The following is a 16184-nucleotide window of genomic DNA, read 5'->3' on the forward strand; positions in this document are numbered from 1 at the left end:
ATGACTTTTCATAAAGAAGGCATTCATTTTTTAATTATCGAAGATAATCAAGGCGATATGGTCTTGATACGCGATTACATTAAAGAAGAATTCTCAGATCCCGTGTTTTATGAAGCATTGACTTTGGAAGAAGCAAAACGACACTTAAATTCTGATCATAAAATTGACATAATCCTTCTAGATTTAATACTTCCTGATGGTCAAGGAGAAGAATTATTGAACGAAATAATTCCGCTTGCTAAATTAATTCCAATTATAATTTTGACTGGATATTCTGACAAAGAGTTCAGCATGAAATCGCTTTCCTACGGCGTTTCAGATTATTTATTGAAAGAAGATTTAAATGCTCCTTTGCTTTTCAAAAGCATTTTATACAACATCGAACACAAAAAAATTCAGGAAAAATTAAGTGAATCTGAAAAAAAATACAAAGATCTTTTTCATTCAAGCCCTTTGCCAAAAGTGGTTTACGATACTGAAACGTTAAGGTTTTTAGACGCAAACGACGCCGCGCTACGCAAATATGGTTATACGCGCGAAGAGTTTTTGGAACGAAAAGTAACCGACGTAATTTATAAATCAGACCAAGAAAAAGTTGTAAATGCAGTAGCAAAGATTAGAAAAGACAATACTTTCAACGAAATTTCTTTACAACATATCAAAAAATCCGGAGAATTAATTGATGTTGATACTCACAGCAATGAAATTATTTTCAACGGAAGAAAAGCTCGTCTCGTTTTAGCCACCGATGTCACCGAAAAATTAAAAGCTGAAAAAGAAAATCTGCTAACTGAACAGCGTTTCAAAGCACTGATTCAAGACGGTTCTGAACTAATTTGTATTTTAAATACCGAAGGATACTTCAAATATATAAGTCCGAATATCCAAACACGATACGGTTTGAATCCTTACGATTATGTTGGAACCAATGCGTTTGAAAAATTGCATTATGACGATTTAGACTTTTTTAAACAGCAATTTTCAGCTTTAAAAGACCATAAAAGAATTACAACAAAACCATTTCGATACATTCGGCTTGACGATAAATGGCGCTGGCTAGAGGCAAGTGTTGTTGACATGACTGATAATCCTGCAGTAAATGGCATCGTTTTAAACGCGAGAGATGTTACTCAAAGAATTGAAAACGAGCTTAAAATAAAAGAAAGCAATCTTCGCTATGAAGCCATTGCGAAAGCGACTAGTGACGCCATTTATGAGTTTGACTCAGCCACAAAAAAGATTTATATTGCTGGATCAAATTACAATAAAATCTTCGGATTTAATTTTAAAGATCAGCAATATCTTGACTTAGACTTCTGGACTACGCGCCTTCATCCCGATGAAATTCAATGGGTTCGAGAGAAAATTGCTTCGATAGAACCTAATTCTTCTGATTCGCACCATGAAATCGAATATCGTTTTAAACGCGAAGACGGAAGTTACGCTTATGTTTTAGACCGCTTTGATTTAATTTGGGAAAACGGTCGCCAAGTGAAGAAAATTGGAGCTTTGCAAGACATTACAACTAGAAAATTTCAAGATACAATTTTGTCTTTTGAAAAGGATATTTACAAGTTGAACGCGGCACCAGAAACCAATCTAGACACGGTTTTACATACCGTAATAAACAATATTGAAACTTTAATTCCAGGAGCAATTTGTTCGATTGTGGAATTGAAAAATCGCAAGATTCATCATATAATCGGAACCTCGCTTCCGCAAAGTTATGTGGAATCTTTGAACAAAATAGATGGAGAAAACAGCATTTTTGCAGAAGAAAATATTTTTATTACAGATATCCAAAACCACCATTTGTGTAGCAATTTTGCCTTAGTTGCTTCAGAACACAATTTAAAATCGTGTTGGTCAATTCCGATCAAAAAAACAGACGGGACGACAATTGCAAGCTTTGTGGTTTATTACAAAATGAAGAAATCGCCAAGTCAAGACGAAGTTTCTCTGCTAGAACGAGTGGCAAATCTTGTAGGCGTTGTGGTCGAAAGCAGACGTGCCAGCGAAGATTTAAAACAAGCGATCGACCGTTATGATATCGTGGCAAAAGCAACGAGCGACACTATTTGGGACTGGAAAATTCAAGAAGATAATTTTGTTTGGAACAAAGGAATTCAGGGTGTTTTTGGGTATAAAAAAGAAGATGTTGGAAATACTTCAAAATGGTGGTTTGACAGAATTCATCCAGAAGACAGCTTGCGTGTTTCTGTAAAACTTTATAATTTCCTAGAGAAAAAAGTTGAAAAATGGCAAGACGAATATCGGTTTAAATGTGCCGACGGAAGCTATAAGTTTGTTTTCGACCGAGGTTTTTTGATCAAAAATAATGACGGAAAACCAATTCGTATGATTGCTTCGATGCAAGATGTTACAAAACAAAAAGAAGAAAATCAACGTCTGAAATTGATGGAAACGGTAATTACGCAAGCAAAAGATGCTGTAATTATTACCGAAAATGATACTTCAGAAAGTCTGATTCCAAAGATTATTTTTGCAAATCAGGCCTTTTCAAAAATGTCAGGATATAAAGCTTCCGAAGTAATTGGAAAATCTCCTTTAATTTTTAGAGGCGAAAATTCAGATGAAAAAGAATTTGAAAAATTGATCAGTTCGGTAAAAAATGAACAGGCTACCAATGTTGAAACCATCAGCTATAAAAAAGATGGCGAAGAATATTGGGTAAGCTTTTCAATGATTCCGATTTTTGACAAAGACGGAAAATTATCACATTGGATTTCAATTCAACGCGATATCACCGACCAGAAAAATCAAGAAAAAGAGAAAGAACAGCTTATTCGAGAATTGACTCAAAACAACAAAGATTTGAAGCAGTTTTCTTATATAACTTCGCACAACTTACGCGCTCCGTTGTCAAATTTAACCGGATTATTGAACCTTATTGAAGATATTCCGGTTGAAAATAGCGACTTGAAATTGATTTTAAACGGCTTTACTAAATCAACACATCTCTTAAATGAGACAATTAATGATTTGGTTAAAGTTGTAATTATCAAAGACAATCCGTCGATTCAAAAGGAAAATGTGCTTTTCAGCGAAGTTTTTGAAAGCGTCTTTAACCAACTGAATTACCTCATCAATTTACACCAGCCAATCATCAAAATAAATTTGGAAAAAGATTCGCTTTCAAACATAAATAAAGCGTACCTTGAAAGTATAATTTTAAATTTGCTGACGAACGCCATTAAGTATCGAGATCACTCAAGAAAACTAAAAATTTCAATTTCTACCAAAGAAAATGAAGACCAAACGATCTTGACTTTCGAAGATAACGGAATTGGGATTGACATTGAAAGAAACAAAGACAAGATTTTTGGGTTATATCAAAGATTCCATAATTATCCTGACAGTAAAGGATTAGGCTTGTATTTGGTAAAATCGCAAGTGGAAACTATGGGGGGCACGATCAATGTTCAAAGCGAAGTGGACAAGGGAACAAAATTTACATTAACATTCAAAAAATAATAAAATGCTACAGAAAATCTTATGTGTAGATGACGATCCAATTACCCTGATGTTATACAAAATGGTAATTGCGAAATCATCTTTTACAGAAGAAATAATTACTGCTAAAAATGGCCAGGAAGCTTTAGATTACTATGACAACTTAAATGTTGCCAATGACTTTTGCTGTCCAGAATTGGTTTTTTTAGACTTAAATATGCCGGTTATGGGAGGCTGGGAATTTTTAGATAATTTCAACCAAAGCGAATACGATCAGTTTAATAAAAAAACCAAAGTGATTGTATTGTCTTCTACTATTGATCCAAATGATATTGAGAAGTCTAAAAAATATCCGATGGTGATTGACTTTATGTCAAAACCAATTACGAAAGAAATGCTCGAAGGCTTAAAAGAAAGATTATAAAGATGAAAAAGCTCCCAAGAAATTGAGAGCTTTTTTATTTCCTATTAAAGCAAAAAAAAGTCCTCAAATGAGGACTTTAATATTTTTAAAATTTCGATTCTAATTAAAGAGCTGAAACAAACTTAGTCAATTTAGATTTTAAATTAGAAGCTTTGTTATCGTGAATGATATTTTTCTTAGCTAATTTATCAATCATTGAAATAACATTTGATAATTTTGCAGAAGCATCTGATTTCTCAGTAGACAAACGTAAAGCTTTGATTGCATTACGAGTAGTTTTATGTTGGTATTTGTTTAATACTCTTCTCTTTTCGTTACTTCTGATTCTCTTTAGAGCTGACTTATGATTTGCCATTGTGTTTTAATTTTAGATGTAATTATTATAAATACTAGTTAAAAAAGAAAAACCTCCCACAATTGTCAGACAATCACTTTGGTTTTAACTAATAAAATAAAAACCGAGACACCAGCTTTTATTTTATAAAACTAATTTACAACTAATTTAGTAGCCCGTAGCGGAATCGAACCGCTCTTACATGGATGAAAACCATGCGTCCTAACCGATAGACGAACGGGCCATTTTCCTTTTTATAGTTAAGGAGAACTGATGCTTTAAAAAAGTAGTAGCCCGTAGCGGAATCGAACCGCTCTTACATGGATGAAAACCATGCGTCCTAACCGATAGACGAACGGGCCTTGCTTCTCTATTGCGGTTGCAAAAATACAACTATTTTTTATTTGTGCAATAGCTACTTTAAAAAAATTTAATTTTTTTTTATTTTTTTTAATATGCCTTAGCAAAAAGCACTCTTCCAGATGAAGGATTCCCAGTAAAGACGCAGGTTCCAGCCTCTTCTACTCTGTCTAAAGCAATACATCTTATTGTCGCTTTTGTCAAGTCTTTTATCTTTTCTTCTGTTGCTGCAGTACCGTCCCAATGAGCCGAAATAAAGCCTCCTTTGTTTTCTAAAACATCTTTAAATTCTTCAAAATCATTCACTTCCGTGATATGCGTATCTCTATAATTTAAAGCTTTATTGAATAAATCTCCTTGGATCTGCTCCAATAAATCATTCACATAATTTACAATTCCGTCTTTTAAAACGACTTCTTTTGTCAAAGTATCTCTTCTGGCAACTTCAAAAGTTCCGTTTTCTAAATCTTTTGGACCAACAGCAATTCTAACCGGAACTCCCTTTAATTCCCATTCTGCAAACTTAAATCCTGGTTTTTGAGTCGTTCTATCATCAAATTTAACCGAGATCTTTAATTTTTTGAACTGCGTAACTAAAGTATGTGCTACTTCTGAAATCGCAGTAAATTCTTCATCGGTTTTGTAAATTGGAACAATCACAATTTGAATCGGAGCTAAATTTGGAGGTAAAACCAATCCGTTATCATCAGAATGCGTCATAACCAAAGCACCCATCAAACGCGTTGAAACTCCCCAAGAAGTTCCCCAAACATATTCTTGTTTTCCTTCTGCATTAGCAAATTTCACGTCGAATGCTTTTGCAAAGTTTTGACCTAAGAAATGCGAAGTTCCTGCCTGAAGCGCTTTTCCGTCTTGCATCAAAGCTTCAATACAATAAGTTTCTTCCGCGCCAGCAAAACGTTCAGTTTCTGTTTTTAATCCTTTTATAACTGGAATTGCCATAAAATTTTGGGCAAAATCAGCATAAACATTCATCATTTGTTCAGATTCTGCAATGGCTTCTGTTCTTGTAGCGTGAGCCGTGTGACCTTCTTGCCATAAAAACTCGGCAGTTCTCAAAAATAAACGCGTTCTCATCTCCCAGCGAACCACGTTTGCCCATTGATTAATTAGCAAAGGTAAATCTCTGTAAGATTGCACCCATCCTTTATATGTTGACCAAATAATTGCTTCACTTGTTGGACGAACAATTAGCTCTTCTTCTAATTTGGCATTTGGGTCAACCATCAATTTTCCAGGTTTATCCGGATCATTTTTTAATCTATAATGAGTTACGATAGCACATTCTTTTGCAAAACCTTCTGCATTTTTCTCTTCGGCCTCAAACATACTTTTGGGCACAAATAGCGGAAAATAAGCATTTTGATGTCCGGTTTCTTTGAACATTCTGTCTAATTCTGCTTGCATCTTTTCCCAGATTGCATAACCGTAAGGCTTGATGACCATACAGCCTCTAACCCCAGAATTTTCGGCTAAATCTGCTTTAACGACCAATTCGTTATACCACTTGGAATAATCTTCTGATCTTTTTGTAAGGTTCTTACTCATATTGAATAATTTGGCACAAATATTGTTTAACTTTATTTAACTAAATAGTTTCAGCAAAACTAACTATTTTTGTATTGTCCAACAATTTAAATTGCTCTAGATATGAAAACTAATTACTTTTCCAGCAAATCAGCCTCCATTTATTCATTGATTGGACTGCTGACCATTGTTATGACGTCTTGTTCGTCATATCAAAATACGACTCATGACTCTGACGGTATTTATAACAATCCTCAAAGAGATAACGGTACTGCTCAAAACAACAACCAAAATTCAGGTTATTTCACATCACTTCAAGATGATCCTGAGTTTTTTACCGATACCGAAAACTATAGCTCAACTTATGGCGACGAAGCGCGCGACACCGTTTATGTAACCGAAACTGGTTATGGTGGCTGGGGAAGCAATCCTGAAGGTGTAACTGTTAATTATTATGACAACGGTTGGGGTTATAATAATTGGTACGGACCAGGTCTCGGCTGGGGCTGGGGAGGTTGGAACAGCTGGTATGGTGGTTGGGGTTATGGTGGCTGGGGTCTTGGTTGGGGCTGGAACAGCCCTTACTACGGTGGCTGGGGTTACGGTGGCTACGGATATGGTTATGGAGGCTGGAATAATTGGTACGGAAACGGCTACTACAATAACTATAACAGAGGAAGAAGCAACTACGCGAACGGAACACGAAGCAATTATGCAAACAGAAATATTGCCGGAAGAAGTAATGCTTCAAGATCTATCAATAATGGACGAAGCAGAGAAAACTACAACGCCGAAAGAAGAAGTTCAAGCACTACCTATTCGACAAGAAATGTAAACCGAGCTTATAACACAACAAGAAATAGCGCAACAAGATCTAATAGTTATAACACAACTAGAAATTCGGCGAACTATAATAACACTGCAACTCGAAGCAATTCTAGTTACAACACGCAAACAAGAAGCAATTCTACTCGCAGTCAATCAGTTGCTCCATCAAGATCATACAGCGCTCCAAGTTATTCTGGAGGAAGATCAGGTGGTGGCGGTTCGTCTGGCGGTTCTGGCGGTGGCGGAGGAAGGTCCGGCGGTGGCGGAGGCGGAAGAAGATAATTTTTGAATCCATAAATAAATGCCTATGTTTTGACTTAAAAGTACGAGCATGGGCATTTTTATTAAATACAAACAAAGTTTTAATTTATGAAAAAATATATTTTATTGGTCATCACAGGCCTTTCGTTACATTCAATGAAAGCCCAAGATATTTCTGATGCAATGCGATATGCTCAAGACAATTTAACCGGAACCGCCCGTTTTAGAGCAATGGGTGGCGCATTCGGAGCGTTAGGTGGTGATTTTTCATCCTTAAATGTAAATCCTGCGGGTGGAGCCGTTTTTACTACAAATCAATTCGCCGTTACAGCAAATACAAATACTTCCAAAAATAATTCCTCTTATTTTGGGACTAAAACAAGTGACAAAGAAAATTCTTTCGATTTAAATCAATTGGGTGCGATTTGGGTTTTTACAAATACAAACGAAGAAAGTAACTGGAAAAAATTAACTATTGGAGTAAATTACGAAAACACAAATAATTTTGACAATCGTATTTATTCTCAAGGTTTTAACCCTAATAATTCTGTTTCGCAATATTTTTTAAGCCACGCCAATGGTTTGCCACTAAACACAATTACTTCAAATAATTTTGGCGCGTTGAATTATTCAAACCAACAAGCTTATTTTGGTTATGAAGGATTTTTGATAAATCCAGTTACTGACACCGGAAGCAATACTCAATATATTTCGAACACGCCTTCTGGAGGAAATTATTACCAAGAAAATTTCACAACCACATCAGGTTACAACGGAAAGATGTCCTTCAACTTCGCGACACAATATAAAGACCGATTTTATTTTGGTCTAAATTTGAACGCGCACTTTACAGATTTGGTGAAGAAATCAAGTTTTTATGAAGATTATCTCGACACGCCAGGAAGTTCAACAAGCACCGGCATTCAGTCTTTGCGATTTAACAACGAGCTTTACACTTACGGAAACGGTTTTTCATTCCAAGTTGGAACAATTGCAAAAGTGACGAACGAACTTCGATTAGGAATTTCTTACGAATCGCCAACTTGGTACCGATTGAACGATGAAACGTATCAAAATCTTTCGGTTTATTGCGCAGATTGTCCAAATGGAACCGATATTCTTGTTGAACCAACAACTTACAATACCGTTTATTCGTCGTACACTTTAAGAACGCCTGGAAAATACACCGGAAGTTTGGCTTATGTCTTCGGAAAACTAGGATTAATCAGCATTGATTACACCATGAAAGATTACAGCAACACAAAATTCAGCAATCCAGATAATGAAAACTTCTTGAGAAACGACAACCTCAGCGCTACAAATAATGATTTGAATTCGCTATTGGATGTTACTTCAGAAATTAGAGTTGGTGCCGAAGCAAGGGCAAAACAATGGAGCTTCCGCGGAGGATATCGTTTTGAACAAAGTCCTTACAAAAACGGAAATACGATCGGTGATTTACACGGAATTTCGGGTGGTTTAGGTTACAATTTCGGAAGAACACGACTTGACGCCGCATATTCTTACTCAAAACGAGACACGCAGCAAGCCTTTTTTTCACAAGGATTGGTTGACACAGCAAATATTGAATCAATAAATAACAATGTTTCATTGACATTATTATTTGATTTGTAACTATTTTAAGTCCGAAAAATTCTAAAAAAGCCATCTGTTTTCAGGTGGTTTTTTTTATGCGCCAAACTTATACTTTGGGATTTTTTTATGATTTTCAGTCATTATCTTTGCGCCAAAGTTCTTTACTTATTTCAATCAAGAAAAACGGTCTTCGGTTTCAATCGAGGTTAATAGGGAATCGTGTGAAATTCACGAACTGTCGCGCAACTGTAAGTAGCCCAAAAAGTTTTTATCAATAAAATCCACTGAAACAGTACAATTTTGGGAAGGAAGATAAAAATGCTACAAGTCAGGAGACCTGCCTTTTTTTATTTGACAATACTTTCGCGGTCTAAAGTTTTTGGTTTAATTTCTATGGAAGAAGTGCGCCTTCACCAAAAAAACTATTCCTTTTTTTCTTCGTAAATATTCTGATTTAAGAACAACTTTTCAAAAACAAACTTGGCTTTTCCCAAGCCACACAACTTTTTACCGTCAATGAATACCAAAACAAACGCAACTATTACAGCCATTGGAGGCTTTGTTCCAGAAACTATTTTAGATAATAAAACCCTCGAAAAAATGGTTGATACTTCCGACCAATGGATTACTTCCAGAACCGGAATCAAAGAAAGAAGGATACTTTCTGACAAATCATTAGCCACTTCAGATATGGCCGCTTTTGCCATAAAAAACCTCATCGAAAACTCAGATATTGAACCGTCAGAAATTGATTGTTTAATTTTAGCCACTTCCACTCCTGATCACATTTTAGCGCCTACTGCAAGCATTGTTTGTGAAAAAGCAGGCTTAAAAAACGCTTGGGGATTTGATTTAAACGCCGCTTGTTCCGGATTTTTATACGCACTTTCTGTTGGGGCAAGTTTGATTGAAAGTGACCGTTACAAAAAAGTTCTGGTAATTGGCGCTGACCAAATGAGTGCGATCGTAAATTATGAAGACAGAAATACGTGCGTTCTTTTTGGCGACGGAGCTGGTGCAGTTTTGCTTGAACCAACTTCTGGTGATTTAGGCGTAATTGACAATATTTTTAAAACCGATGGAAACGGAACGCAATTTCTTTCTGTTCCAGCCGGAGGTTCCCTTTTTCCTGCTACTGAAGAAACTGTGGCTAATAAAAAACATTTTGTTCATCAAGACGGAAGAACGGTTTTTAAAAATGCTATCAACGGAATGAGTTCTGCTTGCAAAGAAATTATGGAACGCAACGAATTGGTTTCAGAAAAAGTAGATTGGATTATTCCGCATCAAGCGAATTTGAGAATTATTCAAGCTGTAAGCGATACCTTAAATTTCCCAATTGAGAAAGTAAAAATCAATATTGAAAAATACGGAAACACAACGGCGGCAACAATTCCGCTTTGTCTCTGGGATTTCAAAGATGATTTTAAAGCCGGACAAAATATGCTAATCACAGCTTTCGGCGCCGGATTTACCTGGGGAAGCACATATTTAAAATGGGGAAATTTAAGACCAAAAAACAACTAACAAAATGACTTTAGAAGAAAAAATAAACGCAGCAGAAACTCACATTTTTAAAGCAATATTCCCAAATACAACCAATCATTATGACACCTTATTTGGTGGAAACGCGATGCAATTAATGGACGAAGTGGCGTTTATCACCGCAACACGTTTCAGTCGTCAAAGAGTTGTTACGGTAAGCAGTGACAGAATTGATTTTAAAAAACCGATTCCGTCCGGAACTTTTGCTGAATTGATTGGAAAAGTAACTCACATAGGAAACACAAGTATGCAAGTTCACGTAGAAATCTATGTCGAGAAAATGTATTCTCTGGAAAGAGAAAAAGCCATCACCGGAAACTTCACGTTTGTGGCAATTGATGAAAACAAAGAACCAGTTTCAATCATAAAATAAGTTATACTGCAGATTCGCATTTTAAATTTAAAATCTGCGAATCTGTGGCAACTTTTACTCCTTCAAATACGATTCTTTTTCCTCTAAAAATTCGAGTTTTTTTCCTTTTGTTCTGAATTTACTTTTGATAGAAATTCTTCCTTTTTCAATATCTGGAGCAAAGGTAAAAAAATGCAAATGCGGACCTGAAGACCAACCAACGTTTCCGCTTAAGGCAATTTTATCGCCGGTTTTTATTGAATCTCCTTTTTTTACCATAGCTGAATTTGTGTCAATGTGCGTATATTCCGCAAATGTTCCGTCTTCGTGGTAAACTACAATGAAATTATTCTTTTCGGCGCATTCTTTTTGCACGCAATTTCCTGAGTTTTTGTCTTGAACATCGACGACAATTCCGTCGCGGGAGGCTAAGATTTCAGTTCCGATGGGCATTATGAAATCTAAGGCAAATTCGTTTTGGTGCGAAATAGTTCCGTTGTAACCCTGCCCTATTAAGTATTCTTCTCCTTTATTATAAGGAAGTTCGTATGGGAAATTGATGTCGTATTTTCTTAAATCGATGTTGCCAAGAAAAAAGGAACTTTGGTATTTGAAAGATACTTTTTTGGTTTTGTCAATGACTGTCAATTCTGTTACCGCAAACTTTTTTGTTTGCGCTGGAACTAGAACAAATGCCTTTTTTAAACTGCTTTTCATATTCACCAATTCGGTTCTGATGACGACGGAAACTGGGCAAAATTCATTATTATCGGCGTAAACAATTGTTTTTCCGTCGACAAATTCTCGATAGACTTGAACGTCTCTTTTTTGTGCGAAGAGGGAAATTTGGAAAAAGAGAAAGAAAATTAAGATTTTGGTTTTCATATTGTAAACGTAAAGATTAGGAAGTAAATATCAAAAATCATGCTGGGAAATTGTGAGAATTTTAAACATTGGATTACTTAAGTTTTAGCCTAATTTTTGTCATTCCGACGAAGGAGTAATCTCCGCGACGTGATTCAGCAACTGATTGTTTGTATCGAAAATGGTACGCGGATTCAAACGGATGACGCGGATTTTTTCGCGGATTCTAATTCATTTTTTAACGAAAACGAAGTTCACGCAATGGTACAAAAGTTTAAAAATGGTACTATCGTTTTTCAATAGCCCCGATTGGCGGCAGTAGCTTTTTTTGATTTTTCTTCAAAAAAACTACTGCAGAAAGCGGGACGAAGTTTAAAAAATGCGTTGGCGATTGTGCTTCGGGAAAAGAAAAAGCTGATTTTAATTGCCAATTATGTTAGAAAGAATACAAATAGAAAGTGAAACTGGCGGGGTTTGGAGAAAAAAGCTTAATTTTGCACTCCAATTTACAATTCTATGAGAACCAAGACGTTAAAGAAAAACAAGATTAATGTAATCACTTTAGGGTGTTCTAAAAATGTTTACGACAGTGAAGTGCTGATGGGACAATTGCGTGCCAGCGGTAAAGATGTTGAGCATGAGGCGCCTGCGGAACGTGAGGGCAATATTATTGTGATTAATACTTGCGGTTTTATTGACAATGCGAAGGAAGAATCTGTAAATATGATTTTGAATTATGTTGATAAAAAAGAGCAAGGAATTGTTGATAAGGTTTTTGTAACTGGATGTTTGTCTGAACGTTACAAGCCAGATTTGATTAAGGAAATTCCGAATGTGGACCAATATTTTGGGACTACCGAATTGCCAGGATTATTGAAAGCGCTTGGTGCTGATTACCGCCACGAGTTGCTTGGAGAGCGTTTGACAACGACTCCGAAAAATTATGCGTATTTGAAAATTGCGGAAGGTTGCGACCGTCCTTGCAGTTTTTGCGCGATTCCGTTGATGCGTGGAAAACACGTTTCGCAACCGATTGAAAAATTGGTAAACGAGGCGAAAGGTTTGGCTAAAAACGGCGTGAAAGAGTTGATTTTAATTGCTCAAGACTTGACTTATTATGGTCTTGATTTGTATAAAAAAAGAAATCTTGCTGAATTATTAGAGAATTTGGCAGCAGTTGAAGGCATCGAATGGATTCGTTTGCATTATGCGTTCCCAACTGGATTTCCGATGGATGTTTTGGATTTGATGAAGCGCGAGCCAAAGATTTGTAATTACTTGGATATTCCGTTGCAACATATTTCTGATTCAATTTTAAAGTCAATGCGAAGAGGAACGACTCAGGCAAAAACTACTAAGTTGATTAACGAATTCAGAGAAAAAGTGCCAGAAATGACGATCAGAACGACCCTGATTGTGGGCTATCCTGGAGAAACTGAGGAAGATTTTCAGATTTTGAAAAACTGGGTTGAAGAAATGCGTTTTGAAAGATTGGGCTGTTTTGCTTACTCTCACGAAGAAAATACGCACGCTTATTTATTGGAAGACGATGTTCCGGCAGAAGTAAAACAACAGCGCGCGAATGAAATTATGGAAATTCAATCTCAGATTTCTTGGGAATTGAACCAAGAGAAAATCGGGAAGACTTTCCGTTGTATTATTGACAGAAAAGAAGGCGGTCACTTCGTTGGAAGAACTGAATTTGATAGTCCAGATGTGGATAACGAAGTTTTAATTGATGCTACAAAAGCGTATTTAAAAACGGGGGAATTTGTAAATGTAAAAATCACAGATGCTGCTGAATTTGATTTGTATGGCGAAGCAGTTATTGAAGAATAAAAATATAAGGAGTTTCTGTTGAAGCTCCTTTTTTAATTAAAATTAGCGCCATTTTCTTTTTGGCTTAAAAATTGTTAAGTTTGTTTTATAAATTTTATGGGCATGACTAAATTATTTTATATCTCAGTTTTATTTTTAATGTTTGGCATCACTGACGGCTATTCGCAATACGGTGGCGCTTATAACAATGGTTACAATAACGGCAGGCGATCAAATATTGACCGCTCCATTGGTAACGATGCGCCAAGAACTAACAAAGAGAAACCTCAAGATTACGCAACGGTTTATACTGATTATCTGACAAAAGAGTTGAAATTGGATGGTTTACAGCAAGCTGTTGTTAAATCTGCAGTAAATGATAACAAAGATGCGCTGGAAGAAATCTACAAAATGGACATAGCTTATGTGGAGAAAAGAGATAAGGCTCAGGCAATTAACGATAAAATTGCATCGAAAATAAAGAAAGTACTTTCTAAAGAACAAATTGAAAAGTTCGACAAATTAAAGGAAGATGCTGAAAAGAAAGCGATGAAAAATTAAAGTACCAAAAGCCCTGATTCTTTCAGGGTTTTTATTTGCTTTCCATACCAAAATAGTTCAAAATCTTCTAATTCAGAATTTTCATAATCTGCTTTTATTTCCTGAAAAGTGTAGGTTTTTGTATTTGATACCGAAATTTTAGACAATATTTCTTGCAACCAAATTCCTTGTTCTTTGCTGGTTTGGACATCAAATTGTTCTTTTTTTGAATGAAAATCTAAAGTCGCCATTTCCCAAGAATTCCCTTTTTTTGATTTTGTAAAAAAAGAAACTGTCGGTTTATTTCCAATCCAAACTACTTTTGCTGACGATTTTGTATTAAAATCTTCTTCTTCGTGAATTGCATTGTAGATGTAATCGCTCGGCACTTTTGTACGTGGTACTTTAAACTCAAACCAATCTTGCAGTGGAAAATCAAAACAGATTCCGTGCATATAATTGAACAACGATTTCTTTAATCCAAAGCTGAATTGATCATGATCAGTTCCGGTTTTATCAATGTGGATGATGTCATTATTTGCGAAAGTTCCGATGTTTTCTGTTTCTTTTAAAACTCCGAATTTCTCTGGATACATTCCAACCGGACTGTGCGCTGTCATTGCAAATTGATGCCAAAAACCAGATTGCAAAATTCCGATTTCAAATAATTGTCGCACCATTTCAAGCGAATCAATCGTTTCTTGTGAAGTTTGCGTAGGAAATCCATACATTAAATAAGCGTGAACCATGATTCCGGCTTCCGTGAAATTCCGGGTAACTCTTGCCACTTGAGCCACGGTCACTCCTTTTTGAATTAATTCTAATAATCGATCAGATGCAACTTCCAAACCTCCAGAAATAGCGATACATCCTGAAGCTTTTAGCAACAAACACAAATCTCTGGTGAAACTTTTTTCAAAACGAATATTCGTCCACCAAGTCACTGTCAATTTTCTGCGCAGAATTTCTAAAGCCAGCGAACGCATCAAAGCTGGTGGCGCCGCTTCATCCACAAAATGGAATCCATTTTGGCCCGTTTGCTCGATTAATTCCTCCATCCTATCGCACAATAATTTGGCGGCGACTGGTTCATAAACTTTTATATAATCTAAGGAAATATCGCAAAAAGTACATTTTCCCCAATAACATCCGTGTGCCATTGTGAGCTTGTTCCAGCGACCATCACTCCACATTCTGTGCATCGGATTTACGATTTCAATAACCGAAATATACTTGTCCAAAAGCAAATCAGAATAATCTGGAGTTCCAACTTCTGACTGTTTATAATCTCTTTTTGTGGAATTATTTTTATAAACTATTTTATCATTTTCAAGGAGAAATGTGCGTTTGAATTCTCCGTAATTTGCATTTTGAACATTAGAAATCAATTCTTCCAAAGGCACTTCTCCATCGTCAAGCGTAATAAAATCAAAGAATTCCATCACACGAATGTCTGCTAACGAGCGTAATTCTGTATTTGGAAAACCACCTCCCATCGCAATTTTACTCTTCGGAAAATGTTTCTTGATAAATTGTGCACTTCTGAAAGCACTGTATAAATTCCCCGGAAAAGGAACTGAAAAACAAACCAATTCTGGTTGTAAATCGCTCATCTTCTCATTCAAATTTGATAATAAAATATTGTCAATATAGGTCGGTTCGCCTTGCAACATTTCATAAAGTTCATCAAAAGAATTTGCAGAACGGCCCATTCTTTCAGCATATCGGCTAAAACCAAAATTTTCATCAACACATTCTATGATCAAATCTGAGATATCTTCCAGGTACAAAGTGGCCAAATGCTTGGCTTTGTCCTGAGTCCCCATAGTTCCAAAAGCCCAATCGAGTTCTTCCAATTGAGAAAATCGAGAAGCTTCTGGCAGGAAATCTTCTTGGCAAATCAAGTGCGAAAGCGTCGGATTTTTTCCTTGTAAAAACAGCATTACCGAATCAATCGTCTTGAAATATTCTTCTTGCAAAGCCAAAATTCGCTTGGCATTTTCTGATTTTTCCAAAGGATTTTTCTCCGCTTCGGCAAACAAATCTATCAAGCCATTTTTTGAAAACAACGACAAAATTACTTCAATTCCCAAATCAGATTGGAACGAAGAAACATTTTTTGTGTTTAAAAAACCTTTGATGTAAGCCGTCGCCGGATATGGCGTGTTCAGCTGTGTAAAAGGTGGCGTGATGAGGAAAACTGATGTCATTGTTTTTAATCAAGTCTGCAAAATTACTTC

Annotated in this window: 12 protein-coding genes, 2 tRNA genes and 1 riboswitch; of the genes, 8 read left to right on the forward strand and 6 right to left on the reverse strand. The window is 36.0% G+C overall.

Annotation, left to right across the window (positions count from 1 at the left end; translation table 11 throughout):
• Both ACFPVY_RS14685 and ACFPVY_RS14690 read left to right on the forward strand, forming a co-directional pair.
• Nucleotides 1–3495: a PAS domain S-box protein gene (locus tag ACFPVY_RS14685; protein WP_379792882.1), complete on the forward strand. Its 3495-nt coding sequence runs from the start codon at nucleotides 1–3 to the stop codon at nucleotides 3493–3495.
• Nucleotides 3496–3499: 4 nt separating this feature from the next.
• Complete coding sequence (locus ACFPVY_RS14690; protein ID WP_379792883.1) at nucleotides 3500–3898, forward strand: response regulator; 399 nt, start codon at nucleotides 3500–3502, stop codon at nucleotides 3896–3898.
• A 103-nt stretch (nucleotides 3899–4001) separates the two neighbouring features.
• Here the strand turns inward: ACFPVY_RS14690 and rpsT are convergent, their stop codons facing one another.
• The 4 genes from rpsT to proS form a co-directional block, all read right to left on the reverse strand.
• On the reverse strand, nucleotides 4002–4253 hold the full coding sequence (gene rpsT, locus ACFPVY_RS14695) for a 30S ribosomal protein S20 (RefSeq protein ID WP_379792884.1): 252 nt from the start codon (nucleotides 4251–4253) through the stop codon (nucleotides 4002–4004).
• Between the two features lie 151 nt (nucleotides 4254–4404).
• Nucleotides 4405–4476, reverse strand: a tRNA-Glu gene (locus ACFPVY_RS14700).
• A 46-nt stretch (nucleotides 4477–4522) separates the two neighbouring features.
• A tRNA-Glu gene (locus ACFPVY_RS14705) sits at nucleotides 4523–4594 on the reverse strand.
• Nucleotides 4595–4682: 88 nt separating this feature from the next.
• The gene (proS, locus tag ACFPVY_RS14710; protein ID WP_379792885.1) at nucleotides 4683–6161 is read right to left on the reverse strand and encodes a proline--tRNA ligase; all 1479 of its coding nucleotides are present in this window, start codon (nucleotides 6159–6161) and stop codon (nucleotides 4683–4685) included.
• Between the two features lie 102 nt (nucleotides 6162–6263).
• On the opposite strand from proS, the gene ACFPVY_RS14715 reads away from it, so the two are divergent.
• From ACFPVY_RS14715 to ACFPVY_RS14730, 4 genes are all read left to right on the forward strand, one after another.
• Entirely contained in the window at nucleotides 6264–7250 is a 987-nt protein-coding gene (locus ACFPVY_RS14715; protein WP_379792886.1) for a hypothetical protein, read from the forward strand.
• An 87-nt stretch (nucleotides 7251–7337) separates the two neighbouring features.
• Nucleotides 7338–8864 carry an OmpP1/FadL family transporter gene (locus ACFPVY_RS14720; RefSeq protein ID WP_379792887.1) on the forward strand — a complete coding sequence of 509 codons (1527 nt, stop codon included), beginning with the start codon at nucleotides 7338–7340 and terminating at the stop codon, nucleotides 8862–8864.
• Between the two features lie 128 nt (nucleotides 8865–8992).
• Nucleotides 8993–9184: riboswitch (cobalamin riboswitch) on the forward strand.
• A 157-nt stretch (nucleotides 9185–9341) separates the two neighbouring features.
• Entirely contained in the window at nucleotides 9342–10352 is a 1011-nt protein-coding gene (locus tag ACFPVY_RS14725; protein ID WP_379792888.1) for a beta-ketoacyl-ACP synthase III, read from the forward strand.
• 4 nt (nucleotides 10353–10356) lie between these two features.
• A complete protein-coding gene (locus ACFPVY_RS14730) occupies nucleotides 10357–10743 on the forward strand; it encodes an acyl-CoA thioesterase (protein WP_379792889.1) in 387 nt (128 codons plus the stop codon).
• A 54-nt stretch (nucleotides 10744–10797) separates the two neighbouring features.
• On the opposite strand, the gene ACFPVY_RS14735 is transcribed toward ACFPVY_RS14730, so the two are convergent.
• The gene (locus ACFPVY_RS14735) at nucleotides 10798–11607 is read right to left on the reverse strand and encodes a M23 family metallopeptidase (protein WP_379792890.1); all 810 of its coding nucleotides are present in this window, start codon (nucleotides 11605–11607) and stop codon (nucleotides 10798–10800) included.
• Nucleotides 11608–12102: 495 nt separating this feature from the next.
• On the opposite strand from ACFPVY_RS14735, the gene rimO reads away from it, so the two are divergent.
• Both rimO and ACFPVY_RS14745 read left to right on the forward strand, forming a co-directional pair.
• Entirely contained in the window at nucleotides 12103–13425 is a 1323-nt protein-coding gene (gene rimO / locus ACFPVY_RS14740) for a 30S ribosomal protein S12 methylthiotransferase RimO (protein WP_379792891.1), read from the forward strand.
• Nucleotides 13426–13527: 102 nt separating this feature from the next.
• Nucleotides 13528–13965, forward strand: a complete 438-nt coding sequence (locus tag ACFPVY_RS14745) for a hypothetical protein (protein ID WP_379792892.1) — start codon at nucleotides 13528–13530, stop codon at nucleotides 13963–13965.
• Here ACFPVY_RS14745 and ACFPVY_RS14750 read toward each other — a convergent pair.
• Nucleotides 13962–16154, reverse strand: coding sequence for a B12-binding domain-containing radical SAM protein (locus tag ACFPVY_RS14750; RefSeq protein ID WP_379792893.1), 2193 nt, complete (start codon nucleotides 16152–16154; stop codon nucleotides 13962–13964). The two genes, ACFPVY_RS14745 and ACFPVY_RS14750, sit on opposite strands and share 4 nt — an antisense overlap.
• Nucleotides 16155–16184: the final 30 nt, after the last annotated feature.

The organism is Flavobacterium qiangtangense, from assembly GCF_042658345.1.
Taxonomy (GTDB): Bacteria; Bacteroidota; Bacteroidia; order Flavobacteriales; family Flavobacteriaceae; genus Flavobacterium; species Flavobacterium qiangtangense.

Excerpts from the sequence above, each read along its gene's own strand:
- ACFPVY_RS14720 (WP_379792887.1), top strand. The coding sequence starts at position 7,338 with ATGAAAAAATATATTTTATTGGTCATCACAGGCCTTTCGTTACATTCA.
- ACFPVY_RS14745 (WP_379792892.1), top strand. The coding sequence starts at position 13,528 with ATGACTAAATTATTTTATATCTCAGTTTTATTTTTAATGTTTGGCATC.
- proS (WP_379792885.1), bottom strand. The coding sequence starts at position 6,161 with ATGAGTAAGAACCTTACAAAAAGATCAGAAGATTATTCCAAGTGGTAT.
- rimO (WP_379792891.1), top strand. The coding sequence starts at position 12,103 with ATGAGAACCAAGACGTTAAAGAAAAACAAGATTAATGTAATCACTTTA.
- ACFPVY_RS14735 (WP_379792890.1), bottom strand. The coding sequence starts at position 11,607 with ATGAAAACCAAAATCTTAATTTTCTTTCTCTTTTTCCAAATTTCCCTC.
- ACFPVY_RS14685 (WP_379792882.1), top strand. The coding sequence starts at position 1 with ATGACTTTTCATAAAGAAGGCATTCATTTTTTAATTATCGAAGATAAT.
- ACFPVY_RS14715 (WP_379792886.1), top strand. The coding sequence starts at position 6,264 with ATGAAAACTAATTACTTTTCCAGCAAATCAGCCTCCATTTATTCATTG.
- ACFPVY_RS14690 (WP_379792883.1), top strand. The coding sequence starts at position 3,500 with ATGCTACAGAAAATCTTATGTGTAGATGACGATCCAATTACCCTGATG.
- ACFPVY_RS14750 (WP_379792893.1), bottom strand. The coding sequence starts at position 16,154 with ATGACATCAGTTTTCCTCATCACGCCACCTTTTACACAGCTGAACACG.
- ACFPVY_RS14730 (WP_379792889.1), top strand. The coding sequence starts at position 10,357 with ATGACTTTAGAAGAAAAAATAAACGCAGCAGAAACTCACATTTTTAAA.
- rpsT (WP_379792884.1), bottom strand. The coding sequence starts at position 4,253 with ATGGCAAATCATAAGTCAGCTCTAAAGAGAATCAGAAGTAACGAAAAG.
- ACFPVY_RS14725 (WP_379792888.1), top strand. The coding sequence starts at position 9,342 with ATGAATACCAAAACAAACGCAACTATTACAGCCATTGGAGGCTTTGTT.